This is a genomic window from Tunturibacter gelidoferens (assembly GCF_040358255.1).
Classification (GTDB): domain Bacteria; phylum Acidobacteriota; class Terriglobia; order Terriglobales; family Acidobacteriaceae; genus Edaphobacter; species Edaphobacter gelidiferens.
Genome location: NZ_CP132938.1, coordinates 1,724,469 through 1,742,532 on the forward strand (window position 1 = coordinate 1,724,469; position 18,064 = coordinate 1,742,532).

An 18,064-nucleotide genomic window follows, 5' to 3' on the forward strand; every position below is an offset into this window, starting at 1 on the left:
ACCCTGTAGTGACGGTCGGACCAAAATCGTTTCAATTGTGCTGAAACCATTTGAAAAATAGCTAAATCAAGAAAGTCTCTGGTTTGAACCTTTTGAAGATTGAGATAAGGCCTCTACGAACCGGCATAGAGTTGAAATGCTGCCCAATACATAGGCTTGCGCGTGACACCATCAGAACGCATCATCGCTAACTTAGCCGTTCTAAGCGCCTCGTCCGGTTTGCTTCCGCTTTCAAGGCCGCCATACAATCGGTCCATGAGTTGCGGTGTCGAAGCGTCGTTCACCTCCCACAACGCTCCGATTACGTTATGCGCTCCCGCCCGCAAGAACGCCCAGGACAAACCCACCAACTCCTCGCCCGCGTAAGCGCGTAACCCCGATCCGTAGCAGGACGAGATAGTCACAAGTCTGGCATGCAACGGATGATGGACGATCTCCCGCGCATACAACTTATAGTCCTCAGGGTGAGCCGTTGATGCCGAAAGCACAACCGCCGAATCCAGCGGACTAAGCCGGCTTGCGGTCCCGTGAGCGACGAAGTGGATGTACTCAAAACGATCCGGCCCGATCGTTCCATACGCCGAGGGCACTGCCTCTGCCTGCGTGAGCACTGTCTCGCGATCCACCGTAAAATGCCTCTTGATCTCATCCACTTCAGCCGGAGCGTTTCGCAGGCTTTCATACTCTGTGCCCGAAGAGACTGGATTGCCGATCAACAGTAAATTGTCCGCCTCATTTGAAGAAGAGACAGAATCGACCTTCGACAGAAGCCGAATCGAGTTCGCGTTCGTCAGCGTCACATCCTCGATCCAGTAATGAAGCTTTCCGACCCCCGGCTTAAGCAGCGTCTCGAAATTCAATCCGTTGAGGCCGCCGTCAGGAATGATAAATACCTTCGCCCCATCCGGGATCATAGACGCTGCTGGAGCGACGATCGTGTCATAGAGATATCTACCGTCAACGTTCGCCTCCCGCAGCGCATCGCTCGATCTCAAAATCGCCTTCTGGTAGGTCTGGACATGAGATTCGATCTCTTGTTCCTTCGGAAGCAAGAAGAGACTCGTATGAGTTGCTGTGATTGCCCACAGATAAGACTTTTCTGATCCAAGCGAGTAGAAGAGAATTACGGCATTGAGCTTACGCGCGATCGCCTGCGGATTCATCACCTCACGTAGAGTCGGCGAATTCTTTCTCGTCCCGAGCCCCTCGGCCAGAGTGCGCGCTCTCCCAAGGTCGAGAAGCTTCAGGGCTTCGTCTTCCCTATGCGAAGCGATTAAAAAACTAGCGTAGTCTCTGTAAAGATCATTTCCGTTCGCAAAGAAAGGTAATTTCAGTTCTTCATCTGTGACTTCGTTTCTCTTATCCTCAAAGGTCTGAATAGATCTTCGGTACCAGATCTCAGCTTGTTTTTGGTTTTGTCTGACGGTGAAGTATTTTGCGAGGCCGTCTTCAATCTGCCATCGCACATAAGGGGCTCCCTCCGCGCTCTCATACACCTCCATCAACATTCGTTCTGCATCTCGCCCGTTCGGCTGATGTATCGCTAGAAGTGCCTGCACGAACTTGGCGTCAATCTCCGCTCCCTTGTCGCCGGATAAATTCGCTGCACGGACTGCCTCGTCGCTTTGAATCTTCGCGGAATCGAATTGCCCCTCTTGGAAATACAAGAGTGCTAGTTGTGTCTCGATGTCAGAGATCTGATCCGTAGCATTGATGGCGGTTGCGGACTTTAGCGCTCGTTCGTAGCAGGTCTTCGCCTCCTTGAGATCCCCGAGTTTGTAATAAGACGAACCGGCCTCCCATAACCAAACGACCTGTGCGCTTGTAGTACCTATCTCCCTGGCTTCTTTTTCAGCGGCCTGGAAATTCGACAGAGCCTTCTCGTAATCTCCAAGCCGATAGAACGCGTCACCCATATCTCCCATCGCCGCTTCTGTTACCTGTCTTGCCTGCACAGATCTTGCAAATTTAGTCGCTTCCTGCAGCAGAGCCACCGCTTCGTCGTAATGCTCCATCTGCAAAGCCACATATCCAAGATTTAAGAGATCGCTGGCTTCGAGGAAAGCATCCGCATGGCCGCGCGCAGCCTGCAAACTTTTTCTATACAAGTCTGAAGCAGCAGTCAGGTTATTCCGGTTGAGCTGTATCCTCGCTTCGGCATTGAAAACCTCACCGTCTAAATGCGAATTACTCAAATCGCATAAGACCCGCGCCTGGCGTAACTCTTGATCTGATTGTTGGGATTGGCCCAATCCCGCATGCGCCAAGCCACAGAGCAAGTCCCTTTGGATTGCTGCATCCCCTGTGTCGGGATACGAGACCGTCTTATCGTCGAGTAAGTGGAGGACATCCGTTCGGCGTCCCTGATAGGTGAGAATCTCGCCTTCCAGGAGGCGAAACTTCATCGACCAGTTTGCATCTCTGCTGGCGAAGCGTTCGCGTGCCTCCTCCGCTTCCGCTTGTGCCACATCCAGACTGCCATGCAGAAAGTCGCTTCGGATGTGCTCGAACGTCGCCGCTGGATCTTCGATGCCCACCGAGGAACGGCATCCCAAACCGCTAATGGCAAACAGCGAGGCGGTGGCCAGTACTATGGCGGAACAGTACGGCCACCAGTGGTCAACGAAGATATGTTCAGGTTTCCTTCTACATTGCAACCTAGCTCGGCCCGAATCATCGATAACGAAACCGTCCCGCGACTGATAAAAAATTCTCCAAGGAAGATCCTTCCGAACTCCGGAATCTCCATAACGTGGCCGAAAGATCTGCCTGGAACCGCCTGATCCACGCCATCCACCAAGGAACACAGAACACATCGATCTTCTCCCGGCTTTGGATCCGAATCCATCCAACCAAATCTGTCGCTCACCCATCCGGCTTTCTTTGCGTTAGCGCTCTTGACTATTTTGCGACCCTGATCGCGGCTGGCCTGCTGAAAGTGTTTGTGGGAAAGTGGTTCGTCAGCTTCGCCCCGTAGAGTCATGAACTTTTCGTTCATCACTGGTGCAACGTCGCGCCCAGCTACTCGAAGCTGGTCGAACCGAGATCCAGCAAACGAGATTCGAGGGTATTTGCCGTCTTTGGAGTATTCGATAGAGACCTGGGCCACAATCCGCTCAGCCGTCAAAACCTCCAGAATGTTTAGTCCCTCGACCACAGAAGTGGTCACCATAGACCAGGGGCCGTCCGTCTGTTGTTCTCTACCCGAAACACGAGTATAAGCCGCACGGCACGAGACGATCGAATCATGATTAAACGATCCGGTCGATGTCGTCACATGGCCGCCGACGGCGGGCAGTAAGGAGTGTGCCTGCGACGGGATTATTTTCTGAGAAGGATGTTTGACGAATCCGCCTAGCGAGTGCGCGTCGGATTGAAAGTAGAATGTCTTCGTTGAAACGGGTCGCATATCAGCCCTTCAGTTTCAGTAGTCTAATCCTGAACGTTCAAAGTAAAGCGATAGTGAGCTAGTTCAACAGCGGGCCCAACCGAAGCTCGATCCGTATCTCCCCGTACTACCAAGGTGTAACTGCCCGCCACCTTTTCGACTCCGGGGACTCGTATCGAAACAGTATCCTTCGCTTCCTGCGCAGAGACCTGGACGTGCCAGGCAAGCGAGCCGGAAGGTGAATACAGAGAGCAAGTGTAGCTCATAAAACGGTCTTGTGTAGGAACATCGACAAGTAAAAGAAAGGGTTTAGCTTTCGACACTGTGATCGCTGCCGCGCCGTCGCCGCGGCTATTTCCGTTTACTAAGGAGAGAGAAGGCAGAATCTCTGGAGCCTTCAACTGAGCAATCTCGTTAGTCAAATGTGGATACACCACGATATTTTGGTAAGCGGTTACCAGCAGCGACGCCGCCAGTGCCGTCCAGGCAAATACCGGCTTCCACTGCAGAATAGAGCGGGATCTCTTCGGGGCCTCCGACGCCGGCTTCGAACGGGGAAAAGACTTGAGTTCATGCTTTGCTGTATCAAGGAATGCAGCAGTCGCGCGGAGATCGGCAGCGCACTCCGGACAGTCGAAGAAGTGTGCTTCGAACTCATCACGCTCTAGAGGGGACATCTCTCCCAGCAAATACTTCTCTACCGCTTTGCTCTGTGTGGCTTCGAAATGGTCCATTGGGAAAAATGCCTCAACTCTATAGTGTTTCCGGCCGCAAAATCGTGTCACGAACTTCTTTAGTTCATTCTGCTGTCGCCTAAGTGGCTTATATAAAAAGACTTGAAAGACTGCTTGGCCCGGTGTACCAACACCCTCAGATACTCCCGGTTTATGCCAAACTCGGCGCAAACCTCATCCTTGTCGCGCTCATCCAGCAACACCGATTGCAGCAGCCGCCTATCCCGCTCGGTCAACTCCGCCATAATCTGATGAACGATTCGATGCGCATCCTTCGTCTCAAGAAGACTGAGAGCACTCGGTTCATGATTCACCAGGGACGCTTCCGTGTCGGGGTCGAGGAATGACTCGGTCTTGTTCTTGGAACGGTAATGCTCCAGCAACACATGGTTACAAACCGAATTGACAAACGCACCCAGACGGTCAGGCTCCCTCAGGCCATGTGCCGAGCGCACCAGCACCAACACCCGCACAAAGGTCTCCTGTCTCACATCTTCGATGGCTTCTCTGGAGTTTAATCGCGAACGCAGCTTAAGCTGGATCAGTTCTCCGAAGTAGCTTACAAAGTGCTCCTCGGTGCGGGCGTCTCCGGATCGGAGCCTCTCCAGATAAGCCGCGTCGAACGCAAAAAATTGCAAGCTCTGTCCCCCCAGGCGGCTGTACTTGCGCCCAAGTTTACACCGTAGGACGAACTTGTCACGAACCGCTCCGGTAATCGTGGGTTCGGATCTTTTTGTATCTTGATGCCCCGTTCCAATTGACCATTTCGACTAGGTGCGGGTGGTGTTCACCAAGAGTGAATCAAGGCAGAGAAGCGCTGCAAATCGAAATACAAGACTCCCGCCCGTAAAGGCGCGATACCCAGATAGTGCCTGCCAAGTCACGACCGTTTCACAAGTTCCGGAAAAAGAAAGTTGACTTCAAACTGTAACAATCCCTTCCACGTCGTAGGCCCCTGCCGATCGCGCGCCCCATCGACCAGGCGGGATTCGGAGTTCTCTTCCTCCGACTGGTAGGATAGTGCTCTCAAGAGGAGGCCCGCCTATGTCCGCCACATCCACACTGACCCCACCCAAAGCCACTGACCGCCAATTGAGAGAGGTCCACCACTGGGTTAACGGCGAAATCATGGTCGGAGTTTCCGGACAGTTCGGGGACATCTACAACCCCGCTACCGGGAAGATCCAGGCCAAGGTCGCGCTCGCAACCAGCGCCGAGGTGGATGTCGCTGTAGCCGCCGCCGCTGCCGCATTTCCAGGATGGTCGTCACTGCCGGCCCTCCGCAGAGCCCGTGTACTCTTTCGGTTTCGTGAAATCTTCGAGCGCCGTCTCGACGAGGTGGCGACCCTACTTACCAGCGAGCACGGCAAGGTCTTCTCCGATGCGAAAGGCGAGGCCACTCGCGGGCTCGAAGTCGTCGAGTTTGCGACTGGCATCCCCCAGTTGCTCAAAGGGGAATTTACCGAACAGGTTGGCTCCGATATTGATAGCTGGTCCATGCGGCAACCTCTCGGCGTCGTAGCGGGGATTACACCCTTCAACTTCCCGGCGATGGTGCCCATGTGGATGTTCCCCATCGCCCTCGCGTGCGGCAACACCTTCGTTCTCAAGCCAAGCGAGCGCGACCCCAGCGCTTCGCTGCTCCTCGCTGAGATGCTCAAGGAAGCTGGCCTGCCCGCCGGAGTCTTCAACGTCGTCCACGGCGACAAGACCGCAGTCGACGCGCTCCTCGCCCATCCAACCGTACAGGCGATAAGCTTCGTAGGCTCCACGCCGATCGCCGAGTACGTCTACCGCGAAGGAACCAGACACGGCAAACGCGTGCAGGCTCTCGGCGGCGCCAAGAATCATATGATCGTCATGCCCGACGCGGACCTCGATCAGGCCGCCGACGCGCTCGTCGGCGCAGCCTACGGATCTGCAGGCGAGCGATGCATGGCAATCTCAGTAGCCGTGACAGTAGGCAATGCCACCGCCGACAAGCTGATCGGCAAAATCGAGCATCGCATCGAAGGCTTGCAGATGGGCGATGGTATGAAAGAGGGCGCAGAACTTGGCCCGCTGGTCACAAAAGCCCATCTCGAACGAGTCACCAGCTACCTGCAACACGGTGAGTCCGAGGGGGCAGAATTAGTGGTTGATGGACGCAAGAATGCGCTCACCAAGGGGGAAGGCTTCTTCCTTGGCGCTTGCCTCTTCGATCACGTCAAGCCAGAGATGAAGATCTATCGCGAGGAGATCTTCGGTCCAGTGTTGGGCATCCTACGAGCCAGCGACTTCGAAACAGCGCTGCAGCTGATCAATGAACATGAATACGGCAACGGCACCTCCATCTTCACGCGCGATGGCGACACAGCACGAGACTTCGCGCACCGAGTACAGGCCGGCATGGTCGGCATCAACGTCCCCATCCCTGTTCCGATGGCGTTCCATAGTTTCGGCGGATGGAAGCGTTCTCTATTCGGGGATCACGCGATGTATGGCCCGGAGGGTATCCGCTTCTACACCAGACTGAAAACAATCACGTCTCGCTGGCCCACGGGCATACGCAAGGGCGTCGACACTTCCATGCCAACTCTAGGCTAGGGCTGCGGTCCAATCTCCCTCCCGACCAACGGGAGGACCAATGCAACTTACCCAGCCAAGGCCGGTACACAAGTCACGAAGTGACCGCCCCACGCGGAGTGGGCCCGTCCGGCAGGACGTACTCAAGCTCCGACAGCAGCGTCAGCCAAGTTCAGATGCCTATCCAGAACCGAGATGCCAAGATCAATCTGTTCTTTAGTCACAATCAGCGGCGGAGCAATCACAAAGTGTGAAACCCATGCCTGGATCGTGACTCCATCCGCCAGTATCTTCGCCGCGATCTGATCCACTAGCAGTGGCTTCCCAGAAACTTTATCGGAATAAGTGTTGAAAGGCTCCTTAGTGATTTGATCCTTCACCAGGTCGACCGCCCAGAAAAGGCCCTTTCCCCGAACATCTCCGATACTTGGATGTTTAGCCTTCAACTCCATGAGCTTGCCTTCAACATAGGGCGCAAGCTCACGCGCGCGCTCCACAAGACCAAGCCGCTGCATCTCATGAATCGTAGCAACCGCAGGAGCAAGCGTAAGCGGATGCGCCTCATACGTATGACCATGAGCGAAGTAATGATCCTGAAAGAACTCGGCGATCTTCTCATTCGTCGCGCAAAGTCCCAGCGGCACATAAGCCGAAGTAATCCCTTTGGCCGTAACGAGAATGTCCGGAACGACTCCCCAGTGGTTCATCGCAAACCACTCGCCCGTGCGCCCCCAACCAGTCATCACCTCATCCGCAATCAGCAGAACGCCATATTCGTCGCAGATCCGGCGAAGTTTCGGCATGTACTCTTCCGGAGGAACGATCACGCCGTTCGTTCCAACGATAGGCTCCACCAGAACAGCAGCCACATCCGATTCATTGCGGATCATATGCTCAATGTAGTCCGCGCACGCAATGCCACATCCCGGATAGGCATGTTTGATCGGGCATTTGTAACAGTGAACCTCCGGCGCAAAGAGAACACCCGGACCCTTACCGCCCGGCTCCATAGCCCACCGCCGTGGGTCTCCAGTTGCAGCGATTGAGCCAGCAGTCGAGCCATGGTAAGAGCGGTAGCGAGCGATGATCTTCGTCTTTCCGGTATACATGCGCGCAATCTTGAAGGCCGCCTCGTTAGCCTCTGTGCCGGAAGTGGTAAAGAAAAACTTACTGAGGCCCTTGGGTAACACTTCGAGTAGAAGCTGAGACAACTCCGCTCGTGCCGTAGTAGCGTAGCCCGGCATAGCGTAGCTCAGCTCTTGTGCCTGCCGCGCAATCGCATCAATAACAGCTTGATTCTTGTGACCAAGGTTTGAGCACATCAACTGCGACGAAAAGTCCAGATACCGCTTGCCCGATCCGTCGACGATATAGCAGCCCTCCGCGTCGACGATGTGCATCGGGTTCCAACCTTTTTGGAATCGCCAAGTGCCGTAGTTATGCTGTCGTGTCAGGTCGACAACCTGCTGGCTGGTGAGCGGTTCTGACTTATTGGAGCTCTTAGGCTCGACGACATCAATGGGACTCATGACTGCATCCTATTCCTGAGAAGTTAAGTGTGTCACGACGCCACTCCCGTGCGAAGGTCCGCTCGATACCCCAACATGAGCAGATAGTAGCTGACCGCCGCAACAAAGAAACCAACGAACCACGCGTAATCGTAGAGGAACCGCAAGGAGGGAACAGCACGACCAATTAGAGCGACAATTACACCGGCGCCCAGCGCAATGATCGCTCTGGGATTGATCCCACGAGTGTACTCGTAGGGTCCTCCGCGACGATACAGAGACACCGTATCCAGCCGCGTCCCACGAATCAAAAAATAATCCGCGACCATGATGCCTGCAACCGGTCCCAGCAATCCCGAGTAGCCGATGAGCCACCCAAAGATGTAGTTGCCGAAGCTGCTCATCAGCTTCCACGGCATCATCGCGAGCCCTAACAGGCCGGTAATCAATCCCCCAGTTCGGAAGCTGATCAGTCCAGGAGCAAGGTTTGAGAAGTCGTTTGACGGTGACACCACATTCGCGCCGATGTTCACATTCAGTGTCGCAATCAAAAGAGCAACCAGCGCCAGCAAAGCTGCGAACGGTTGATGAAATCGCCCAAGCAAAGTGATCGGCGACCAAACCGGCTCTCCAAAGATAGTTACAGACGCCGAAGTGCACGCGATCCCGATGAACGAGTAAAGCACCATCGCAACCGGCAAACCGAAAGCCTGCCCGACGATCTGCGAATCTTGAGACCTCGCATAGCGAGTAAAGTCCGGGATATTCAGCGACAGCGTCGCCCAGTACCCAACCATCGCCGTCAGCGACGGAAAGAAGAACCGAAGAAAGCTGCCAGTCGTATGGAAATGGCTAGGTGCCGAAAGCATCGGGCCAAACCCACCCGCCTTATGCAGCATCCAGAAGAGAAGCGTCAGCGACATAACGAGCATGAAGGGAGCAGAGAAACTCTGCAAAAATCGGATCGACTCGACGCCTCGCCAAACGACATACATATTCAGGAGCCAGAATCCAAGAAAGCTCGCCCACAACACGAAGGGCATATCTGCGGTCTGAGGCCACAGCACACCGATCATCGCTGCAATAGCCTGCCCTCCAAGCCACGACTGGATCCCGAACCATCCGCAGGCCACAACGGCCCGCAGCATCGCCGGAAGATTAGCTCCCCGTGTCCCAAAGCTCGCACGGACAAACACGGGGAAGGGAATACCGTACTTCGCCCCCGCGTGCGCGTTCAGCAGCATCGGCACCAGTACGATCAGATTCCCCAGAAGGATCGTCAAAATCGCCTGCTTCCAGTTCATGCCGCCCGCGATCAGCGAAGACGCAAGCATATACGTCGTCACCTCCATCGACATGGAGAACCACAACGCGATGTAGTTATAAGTCCCCCACGTTCGCTGCGCAGCGACAGTAGGTGCCAGATCCGCGTTATAGAGGCGCGAGTCATGTTTCACTGCGAGATCCGCCGCGGATTGATCGAGAGCTCGCGTCGAAATCGAACTCACTGCCATGCCCCTCCCCTTGCCTCTCGCCGTAGATACTGACCGCGGCCAACCGCAGCAACATACCCTCCTCCATCTGCAACAAGCTCACCGCGCGAGTAAACCCGCCGTGCATTGCCCTTCACCTTCCATCCTTCAAACAGAGAAAAATCACACCGCATGTTGTGGGTTGTTGCGGAGATAACGTGTTCCACCTCGGGATCCCACAGAACGATATCTGCATCGGAGCCTGCAGCAATCGTCCCCTTCTTCGGATACATCCCGAAGATGCGCGCTGGCGCGGTGGACGTAATCTCGACGAAGCGCTGCAGCGAAATCTTTCCCGCATTCACGCCGAAGTGATACAGCAACTGCATTCGATTCTCCACGCCGGGACCGCCGTTGGGAATCTTGCTGAAGTCGTCCCTCCCTAGCTGCTTCTGATCCGCAAAGCAGAACGGGCAGTGATCGGTCGAAACCACCTGCAAATTATCCGTAGCCAGCCCATCCCAAAGCTTCGGCTGGTTCTTCTTCTCGCGCAGCGGAGGAGTGAAGACATACTTCGCCTCCTCGAAACTCTTTCCGGGCATCTGGTCTTCGATCGACAACAAGAGATACTGTGGACACGTCTCTGCGAACGCCGGAACGCCACGGTCACGCGCCTCGCGAACCTGGTTCAGCGCGTCTTCGCTCGAGAGATGAACGATGTACACGGGCACTCCAGCCATCTCGGCCAGGGCGATCGAGCGGTTCACCGCCTCAGCCTCGGCCTTTGTCGGCCTTGTAAGCGCATGATAAACAGGAGCAGTCTTCCCCTCCGCAAGCGCCTGCTGCACAATCACATCGATCGCACTGCCATTCTCGGCGTGCATACACACCAGCGCACCATTCTTCGCAGTCTGCTGCAGCGCTTTGAAGATCGTGCCGTCATCTACCATCAGCACATTCGGATAAGCCATAAAAAGCTTGAAGCTGGCGACACCTTCCCGAACCATGTCGTCCATATCGTGCAGTCCCTGCTTGCCATTGTCGGAGCCAAGATCGGTCACGATCATATGCAACCCATAGTCAATGCAAGCCTTGCCGTCGGCCTTCGCCATCCAGATATCCAGCGCATCCCGCATCCGCGTTCCCTTCGCCTGAATCGCAAAATCGACGATAGTAGTTGTCCCGCCGATCGCCGCTGCACGCGTGCCGGTCAGGAAGTCGTCTGCAGAGACCGTCCCCCCAAACGGCATATCCATATGCGTATGCGCGTCGATACCGCCCGGCAAGACAAAGAGCCCAGCAGCGTCCACAACCGTATGCCCCGCAGGATCGATGCTAGCCCGCACCTCCGATACCGTGCTGCCATCAATCAACACGTCTGCCTTTTCGGAGCGATCGGCTGTGACAACGATGCCGTTCTGAATCAGAGTTCCCATACGTTGCTCCCGACTGTTTGAGCGCTACAGTTCACGACACAAGATGATGCTCCATCCCCAAAACACATCGAATCATGTATTCGTACTCATCACTTCACTAGCGCCCGTTGGGACCAAGCCTTTGGCAACACGCTCCTCCCAACTCTCGAATGGAAGGTCTTTGTCAATGCGCTCCATCGTGATGCAGTTCTCAACAGGGCAAACCAGCGAACAAAGATTGCAGCCCACACAATGGTCTTCGTCTACGCGAGGAATGCGCTCAAGCGGGGTAATCGCGTTAGTCCTGCCCGAAGTTTCCGCGTCAAGTTTCGGAATCGGCGTAGTCGAAATTCGCCGCGCAGATTCAGCCTCGACGATCCCCGGCGTTCGTGTCGTATCGGGCGCAGCGGCGGTGCGATCAAGATGGATGCACTGATGTGCGCCGTCCCAACAGGCCGTATAGCAAAGCTGGCATCCGATGCATAAATCCTTATGAATACGCGCAACGATCTGATAGTTCAGATTAAGCTGTTTCCACTCGAGAACATTCGGAAGTGATAACCCGCGAAAGTCTTCGATCGTAGCGAATCCCTTTTCCCCCATCCAATTCAACAGTCCGTCCTGCATATCTTCGACGATTCTGTAGCCGTAGTGCATCGCGGCAGTGCATACCTGCACAGTGTTGCAGCCCAACAAAATAAACTCTGTCGCATCTCGCCAACTTCCAATCCCGCCAATCCCTGACAGAGGAAGCACACTCGCAGCGTCAGCCTGAATCTGTTGAACCATATTGAGCGCAATCGGTTTCACTGCAGGCCCGCAGTAGCCGCCGTGTGAACTCTTGCCGTCTACATTTGGATTTGGCTGAAACGTATCAAGATCGATGCCTGTAATCGAGTTAATCGTATTGATCGCGGAGAGTGCATCGGCCCCTCCGCGCTTTGCAGCTCGCGCAGGCACACGAATATCCGAGATGTTCGGTGTCAGCTTAACAATCACAGGCGTTCGAGCCTTTTCCTTCACCCATCCAGTAATCTGCTCGCAGTACTCCGGTACCTGTCCCACCGCAGATCCCATGCCCCGTTCGCTCATCCCATGCGGACACCCAAAGTTAAGTTCTAACCCGTCTGCGCCAGCATCCTCCGCCCGTTGGACAATGTCATGCCAGCTCTCACGCTTGCTCTCAACCATCAGCGAAGCGATCACTACATGCTTCGGATACCTCCGCTTGACCTCAGCGATCTCCTGCAGGTTCACCTCGATCGGGCGATCCGAGATGAGCTCGATATTATTGAAGCCCATCATCCGCCGCCCCTCCCAATCGATCGACGAGTAGCGCGAACTCACATTGGTAATCGGCTCCCCGATCGTCTTCCAAACGGCTCCCCCCCAACCCGCATCGAAGGCCCGCATCACTTGCTCACCGCAGTTTGTAGGCGGAGCAGACGCCAGCCAAAACGGATTGAGGCACTCAATGCCGCAGAAAGTGCTTGCAAGTGTTGGCTTAGGTCTGGACATATTGCACCTCCAACCATTTAGCGATTCCGATCCCGGCACGCTTTCCGTCCGCCACCGCGTCCACTACCTCGCGTCCGCCGTTTGTACAGTCTCCGCCGGCAAAAAACTTCGGGTAAGAGGTCTGTCCTGTCGCTCGGTCAATCACAATTCGACCACGCTCAAGCTGAATCTTCCCAAACGTACTCGAAGACTCAAAGAGAAAAGCCGCATGCGTTGCTTGTCCAATCGATAAGACGATAAGGTCAACCTCGAGAACAAACTCCGAACCCATCTGAGGCACAATCGAACCGTCTTCGGTCGACTCAAGTTTCGTCAGCTCGATCCCCTCCACAACCCTATCGCCGCGAACGCCCGTCGGCTGAACGTGCCAGAGGAACTTCACGCCCTCGTTCTTTGCATGCTCATATTCGAACCTGAACGCCGACATCTGCTCCGCTCCTCGCCTATAGACAATACGCACATCAGCCGCCCCGAGCCGAACCGCAGCGATTGCCGCATCAATAGCGGTATTTCCGGCCCCCACCACCACCACGCGTTCCGGTACCGTCGTCAGCGAACCGGACTTATACCCGGCAATCAGGTCAAGCGCATTCGTCACTCCGGCAAGCGCCTCCCCAGAGACTCCAAGCTGATGAATCGCGCCTAGTCCAATTCCAAGAAAAACCGCATCATGCTTTCGTTCGAGTTCAGCAAGTCCGGATGCATCGATCCGCGTCTCAAAATGAAAGTCCACTCCCAACTGCGAAAGCATCTCGATCTCCCGCAGACTCTCCACCAGCGGCAGCTTGTACTCCGCAACCCCATACGTGTTCAGGCCACCGGGCAACGGTCGCGCATCATATAGACGTGCACGAATTCCACGCCTTCGCAGCTCGGCAGCGCAAGCAAGTGAAGCAGGTCCCGCGCCGATCAACGCGACCGACAGCCCAGTCTCAGCTCCAGGTTCAAACGGCAGCGGAGCTCCGCTTTCGTACAACGCATCCATCGCGAAGCGCTGAAGCCGCGCAATCTGAATCGGCTGTTTGTTGTAGCGATGCATCACACAAGCCCCTTCGCAAAGCACCTCTACCGGACAAGCGCGAGAGCAACTGGCACCCAGAATATTCGCATCCAGTATCGTGCGCGCGGAGCCAGAAAGATTCCCGCTTGCAATCTTCTTGATGAAGCCCGGCACATCGATGTGCGTCGGACAAGCGATCGTACACGGCGCATCGAAGCAATAGAGACAGCGATTCGCCTCAGGCACCGCCGCCTGCCTGTCGAACGGTGGATGCAGATCGCCAAAACGTTCTGCCACCTTGGGCGCAGTTACGATCTGCAGAGGAAAGGGAACTCGCTCGCTCATCAGAATCCAATCACCTCGTCAGGCTCATCGAAACCGCAGCACTCAATAGACGCATTCCTCATTGATGTCTCATGCATGGGCCTGCTGCAGTTGGCGAAACTTCCATGGAATGAAAGCAACTGCATCATGGAAGACAACATGAATCCTCCTTGGGCTGCATACTCTTCCGTCAGGAGTGACTATTATGCACTATCTCAACCAAACTTACGGCCAGATAAAGAAATCTAAGACTTCACATCGCGCGTTGCATGATCCAGAGATGAGACCAACTCCAATCTCGAATCACGACGCCTGGCCGTTTCTCTCCTGATCCCTCAACCACTTCATAGTCTTCCCGGCAAGCCGGTCAAAGGCCCGCACGGCCAGCATCAAATCTTCGACCTTCGTATCTTCCGCCTTGTTGTGGCTCAGCCCGGCAACAGATTGAGTAAACATCATGACAGTCGGAATCCCGGCGCGCGCCACCTCCGCAGCATCATGCAACGGCCCGGAGGGCAGCCTGTGGAACGTGCCAGCAATCTCAAGGATCGCCTCCTCGCAAAACTCAATCAGTCGCGCATCAAACGGTATCGGCTCAATACTCCAGATCCTCGACCAATCGACTGTGCAGCCTTCTTCCTTCGCAAAGCGTTCACTCGCAGTGCGAGCCTCAGCCAGCATAGAAGCGAGTACCTCCGCGTCGAGATCACGCATATCAAGCGTCGTCTCGCAACGCCCAACCACAGCCGTCACAATCCCGGGAAAAGTCTTCACGCTTCCCATCGTCGCAACGGCGTCCGGGTGTTTTCGTGCAATCGGGCGAATCTCAAGCGCCAGTTTCGCCGCAGCAGCCAGTGCATCCCGCCGTACACTCATCGGAGTAGACCCAGAATGAGCCTCCTGTCCGTGGAACGCAACCGCGTGTCGTTCAACACCCTTGGTGCCGAGCACCGCCCCCAGCGGGATCCCCATACTCTCAAGCACCGGTCCCTGCTCGATATGTAACTCCAGATAAGCGGCGGCGTTTCTCCGTTCCCTTGTCGCTTCTCCAATCTGTTCCACGTTGATCTGACAACTCCGAAGAGCGTCCTCCAGCCGAACTCCATCGCGATCCGTGCGACTACGATCAGCCTCAATCGTATGGGTCCCCGCAAACGCGGAAGATCCGAAGAGACTTCGCCCAAAACGCGCGCCCTCTTCATCAGCCCAATCGACCAGCCGAATCGTGATCGGCGGCTTGCCGTCAAAATCTTCCACTAGGCCGCGCAACACCTCTAAGCCAGCCAGGACCCCAAGACATCCATCCAGCCATCCGCCGTTAGGCACCGAGTCAAGGTGACTCCCAAGAATAAGAGCGCGATCCGAATCTCCGCTAAGCGTAGTCCAGGAGTTTCCAGCGGCATCGTAATGATGCTCCAATGGCAGTCCCTTCAGCTTGCTCTGGAACCACGAACGCGCATCGAGCCAAACCGAAGTCCAGGCCACCCGCTGGGCGCCATTCTCGTCAGCCGTCAGGGCACGAAGTTCTTTAAGATCAGAGACTACTCGTAGTGAATCAACGGGCACGCATCTTCTCCTGAATAATTAACGTTATACCTGCCAACCCGATATATATAGAGAGATGAATTGGATACACGAGACTGTAGGTTCGACATCTCATCCTCAAAACCTGCATTTCGCCACTCCGCGGCGTTGCCAGCTCCGAATCTCTCATCAGCACAGGAGAGGTACACTACTCGCACCGCGACTACTGTATTCGTCTCGTCCAGACGGAGCACACCCATCCCCACCGGAGGCCACGCTGTTTGATCTGCTGCCGACGTTGTCTGAACCTCGTTCTCTCCCTTACGCTCTTATCCTCCACGCTCCACGCAGCCGAAATCGGCGATTCCGCGCGCTGGAAGCGAGAAGCAGCCAATGTCTCCATCACACGCGACGACTGGGGTATCGCGCACATCCACGGTAAAACGGACGCCGATGCCGTCTTCGGCATGGAGTACGCCCAGGCCGAAGACGACTTCAACCGCGTCGAGACGAACTACATCAACGCCCTCGGCCGTCTCGCCGAAGCTGAAGGCGAATCGCGCATCTACCAAGACCTTCGCATGAAGCTCTTCATCGACCCCGTGGCGTTGAAGAAACAATACGCAGCCAGCCCCGCATGGCTCCGCACCCTCATGGACGCCTTCGCCGACGGCCTCAACTTCTACCTCTATAAACATCCCGAAGTAAAACCGCGAGTCATTCAACACTTCGAGCCGTGGATGGCCCTATCTTTTACAGAAGGCAGCATCGGCGGCGACATCGAACGCATCGACCTCGCCCAGCTCGAGGCCTTCTACTCTCATCCCGCCGCAATCCACGCCTCCAAACCCATCACCTCTCGCGACGAAGTAGCCTACGTCCACGACAGCGATCCTCCCGAGCCCACCGGCTCCAACGGAATGGCCATCGCGCCCTCGAACACCGCCGATCATCACGCCCTCCTCCTTATCAACCCTCACACCTCCTTTTTCTTCCGCTCCGAACTTCAAATGGCCAGCGACGGAAACCTCAACGCCTACGGAGCCGTCACCTGGGGTCAGTTCTTCATCTACCAGGGCTTCAACGAGCGAGCCGGCTGGATGCACACCTCCAGCGGAGTCGACGCAGTAGACGAGTATCTCGAAACCGTCGAGAAGAAGGGCGACCACTTCACCTACAAGTACGGCAATCAGCAGCGCCCCGTCACCGCCGAGCAAATAACCGTCCCCTACAAAACCGACCACGGAATGGCCGAAAAGAAGTTCATCATCTACCGCACTCATCACGGCCCCATCATCCGCCAAGAACCCAGCCGCCAAGAACCCAGCCACGAAGAATCCAGCCGCGAAGGCAATGCCAGGTGGATCAGCATCCGTCTCATGCACGAGCCCATTAAAGCGCTCACCCAGTCCTACCTCCGCACCAAAGCCACCGACTACAAATCCTTCCGCCAGACCCTCGAACTCAAAGCCAACTCCTCCAACAACACCATCTTCGCCGACGCCGACGGCGACATCGCCTACTTTCACGGCAACTTCATCCCGCGCCGCGACACCACCTTCGACTTCACCAAGCCCGTCGACGGCAGCAATCCCGCCACAGACTGGAAAGGTCTGCTCACCATCGACGAACTCCCCCAACTCCTCAACCCAGCCAGCGGTTGGCTCTACAACAGCAACAACTGGCCCTGGTCCGGAGCCGGCATCAGCAGCCTTCGCAAGCAGGACTTTCCCCCCTACGTCGAAACCGGAACCGAAACCGCACGCGGCCTCCACGCCATCCGAGTCCTGCAGAATAAAAAAGACTTCACCCTCGACACCCTCATCGCTGCCGCCTACGACAGCTACCTTCCCTGGTTCGACAAAACCATCCCAGCTCTGCTCAAAGCCTGGAACGAAGCACCACTCTCCAGTCTCCTCCGCGCCCGGCTGACCGAACAGATCGCTGCCCTGCGCACATGGGACCAACGCTGGGCCGTCGACTCCATGCCCACCTCTCTCGCCGTCTTCTGGGGCGAAGACATTCGTCGCCTCACCATCGCCGACGCCAAAAAAGCAGGCATCCCCGTCGAAGAGTACATCGCCACTCAGGTCCCCAGCGGCCAACTGCTCCAGTCCCTCGCCAGCGCCTCCGACAGACTCACCTCCGACTTCGGAACCTGGAAGACTCCGTGGGGCGACATCAATCGGTTCCAGCGCATCACCGGCGATCTTGTCCAGCCCTTCAACGACGCCCAACCGAGCATCCCCGTCGGATTCACCTCCTCGCTCTGGGGTTCCCTCGCCTCCTTCGGAGCCCGGCCCTACCCAGGAACAAAAAAATGGTACGGAACCGTTGGCAACAGCTTCGTAGCCGTAGTCGAGTTCGGAGACAAGGTCCGCGCAAAGGCTGTCACCGCCGGCGGAGAGAGCGGCGACCCCGCCTCCCGTCACTTCAACGACCAGGCAAAGCGCTACGCCACTGGCGACCTCCGCGATGTTTACTTTTATCCTTCAGATCTAGAAGGACACATCGAGCGCCAGTACAATCCCGGAAATTAATACTCGAATCTCTGACTCCGGTCTTAGTCCTGCTCAATCAATGTCGATCGGCAGGAAAGTAAGTCAGGAAATCTCC

The 18,064-nt window shown here is 55.9% G+C and carries 12 protein-coding genes; 2 read left to right on the forward strand and 10 right to left on the reverse strand.

The window, feature by feature from the left end; translation table 11 throughout:
* Positions 1–113: 113 nt before the first annotated feature.
* From RBB81_RS07870 to RBB81_RS07885, 4 genes are read right to left on the reverse strand one after another with little or no spacing between them, the layout of a single operon-like run.
* Positions 114–2,537 carry a CHAT domain-containing protein gene (locus RBB81_RS07870; protein WP_353073292.1) on the reverse strand — a complete coding sequence of 808 codons (2,424 nt, stop codon included), beginning with the start codon at positions 2,535–2,537 and terminating at the stop codon, positions 114–116.
* Positions 2,538–2,590: 53 nt separating this feature from the next.
* The gene (locus RBB81_RS07875) at positions 2,591–3,409 is read right to left on the reverse strand and encodes a hypothetical protein (RefSeq protein ID WP_353073293.1); all 819 of its coding nucleotides are present in this window, start codon (positions 3,407–3,409) and stop codon (positions 2,591–2,593) included.
* 23 nt (positions 3,410–3,432) lie between these two features.
* Entirely contained in the window at positions 3,433–4,122 is a 690-nt protein-coding gene (locus RBB81_RS07880; protein ID WP_353073294.1) for an anti-sigma factor family protein, read from the reverse strand.
* Positions 4,123–4,181: 59 nt separating this feature from the next.
* Positions 4,182–4,760 (reverse strand): RNA polymerase sigma factor, encoded by a 579-nt coding sequence (locus RBB81_RS07885; RefSeq protein WP_179581431.1) that lies wholly within the window; start codon positions 4,758–4,760, stop codon positions 4,182–4,184.
* Between the two features lie 406 nt (positions 4,761–5,166).
* Here RBB81_RS07885 and RBB81_RS07890 point away from each other — a divergent pair, with 406 nt between their 5' ends.
* Entirely contained in the window at positions 5,167–6,708 is a 1,542-nt protein-coding gene (locus RBB81_RS07890) for a CoA-acylating methylmalonate-semialdehyde dehydrogenase (RefSeq protein ID WP_353073295.1), read from the forward strand.
* A 122-nt stretch (positions 6,709–6,830) separates the two neighbouring features.
* Here the strand turns inward: RBB81_RS07890 and RBB81_RS07895 are convergent, their stop codons facing one another.
* The 6 genes from RBB81_RS07895 to RBB81_RS07920 all read right to left on the reverse strand — a co-directional run bounded on the left by RBB81_RS07895 (position 6,831) and on the right by RBB81_RS07920 (position 15,490).
* Complete coding sequence (locus RBB81_RS07895; protein ID WP_353073296.1) at positions 6,831–8,216, reverse strand: aspartate aminotransferase family protein; 1,386 nt, start codon at positions 8,214–8,216, stop codon at positions 6,831–6,833.
* Positions 8,217–8,248: 32 nt separating this feature from the next.
* Positions 8,249–9,709, reverse strand: a complete 1,461-nt coding sequence (locus RBB81_RS07900; protein WP_353073297.1) for an NCS1 family nucleobase:cation symporter-1 — start codon at positions 9,707–9,709, stop codon at positions 8,249–8,251.
* Positions 9,700–11,103: a dihydropyrimidinase gene (gene hydA / locus RBB81_RS07905; protein WP_183789984.1), complete on the reverse strand. Its 1,404-nt coding sequence runs from the start codon at positions 11,101–11,103 to the stop codon at positions 9,700–9,702. The genes RBB81_RS07900 and hydA overlap by 10 nt, the downstream gene beginning before the upstream one ends.
* Before the next feature lie 72 nt (positions 11,104–11,175).
* Entirely contained in the window at positions 11,176–12,600 is a 1,425-nt protein-coding gene (preA, locus tag RBB81_RS07910) for an NAD-dependent dihydropyrimidine dehydrogenase subunit PreA (RefSeq protein ID WP_353073298.1), read from the reverse strand.
* Positions 12,587–13,945, reverse strand: a complete 1,359-nt coding sequence (locus tag RBB81_RS07915; RefSeq protein WP_353073299.1) for an NAD(P)-dependent oxidoreductase — start codon at positions 13,943–13,945, stop codon at positions 12,587–12,589. Before RBB81_RS07915 ends, preA begins: the two co-directional genes overlap by 14 nt.
* A gap of 282 nt (positions 13,946–14,227) precedes the next feature.
* The gene (locus RBB81_RS07920) at positions 14,228–15,490 is read right to left on the reverse strand and encodes a Zn-dependent hydrolase (RefSeq protein WP_179581437.1); all 1,263 of its coding nucleotides are present in this window, start codon (positions 15,488–15,490) and stop codon (positions 14,228–14,230) included.
* A gap of 239 nt (positions 15,491–15,729) precedes the next feature.
* On the opposite strand from RBB81_RS07920, the gene RBB81_RS07925 reads away from it, so the two are divergent.
* On the forward strand, positions 15,730–17,988 hold the full coding sequence (locus RBB81_RS07925) for a penicillin acylase family protein (RefSeq protein WP_353073300.1): 2,259 nt from the start codon (positions 15,730–15,732) through the stop codon (positions 17,986–17,988).
* Positions 17,989–18,064: the final 76 nt, after the last annotated feature.

Excerpts from the sequence above, each read along its gene's own strand:
- RBB81_RS07890 (WP_353073295.1), top strand. The coding sequence starts at position 5,167 with ATGTCCGCCACATCCACACTGACCCCACCCAAAGCCACTGACCGCCAA.
- RBB81_RS07895 (WP_353073296.1), bottom strand. The coding sequence starts at position 8,216 with ATGAGTCCCATTGATGTCGTCGAGCCTAAGAGCTCCAATAAGTCAGAA.
- preA (WP_353073298.1), bottom strand. The coding sequence starts at position 12,600 with ATGTCCAGACCTAAGCCAACACTTGCAAGCACTTTCTGCGGCATTGAG.
- RBB81_RS07875 (WP_353073293.1), bottom strand. The coding sequence starts at position 3,409 with ATGCGACCCGTTTCAACGAAGACATTCTACTTTCAATCCGACGCGCAC.
- RBB81_RS07900 (WP_353073297.1), bottom strand. The coding sequence starts at position 9,709 with ATGGCAGTGAGTTCGATTTCGACGCGAGCTCTCGATCAATCCGCGGCG.
- RBB81_RS07880 (WP_353073294.1), bottom strand. The coding sequence starts at position 4,122 with ATGGACCATTTCGAAGCCACACAGAGCAAAGCGGTAGAGAAGTATTTG.
- hydA (WP_183789984.1), bottom strand. The coding sequence starts at position 11,103 with ATGGGAACTCTGATTCAGAACGGCATCGTTGTCACAGCCGATCGCTCC.
- RBB81_RS07915 (WP_353073299.1), bottom strand. The coding sequence starts at position 13,945 with ATGAGCGAGCGAGTTCCCTTTCCTCTGCAGATCGTAACTGCGCCCAAG.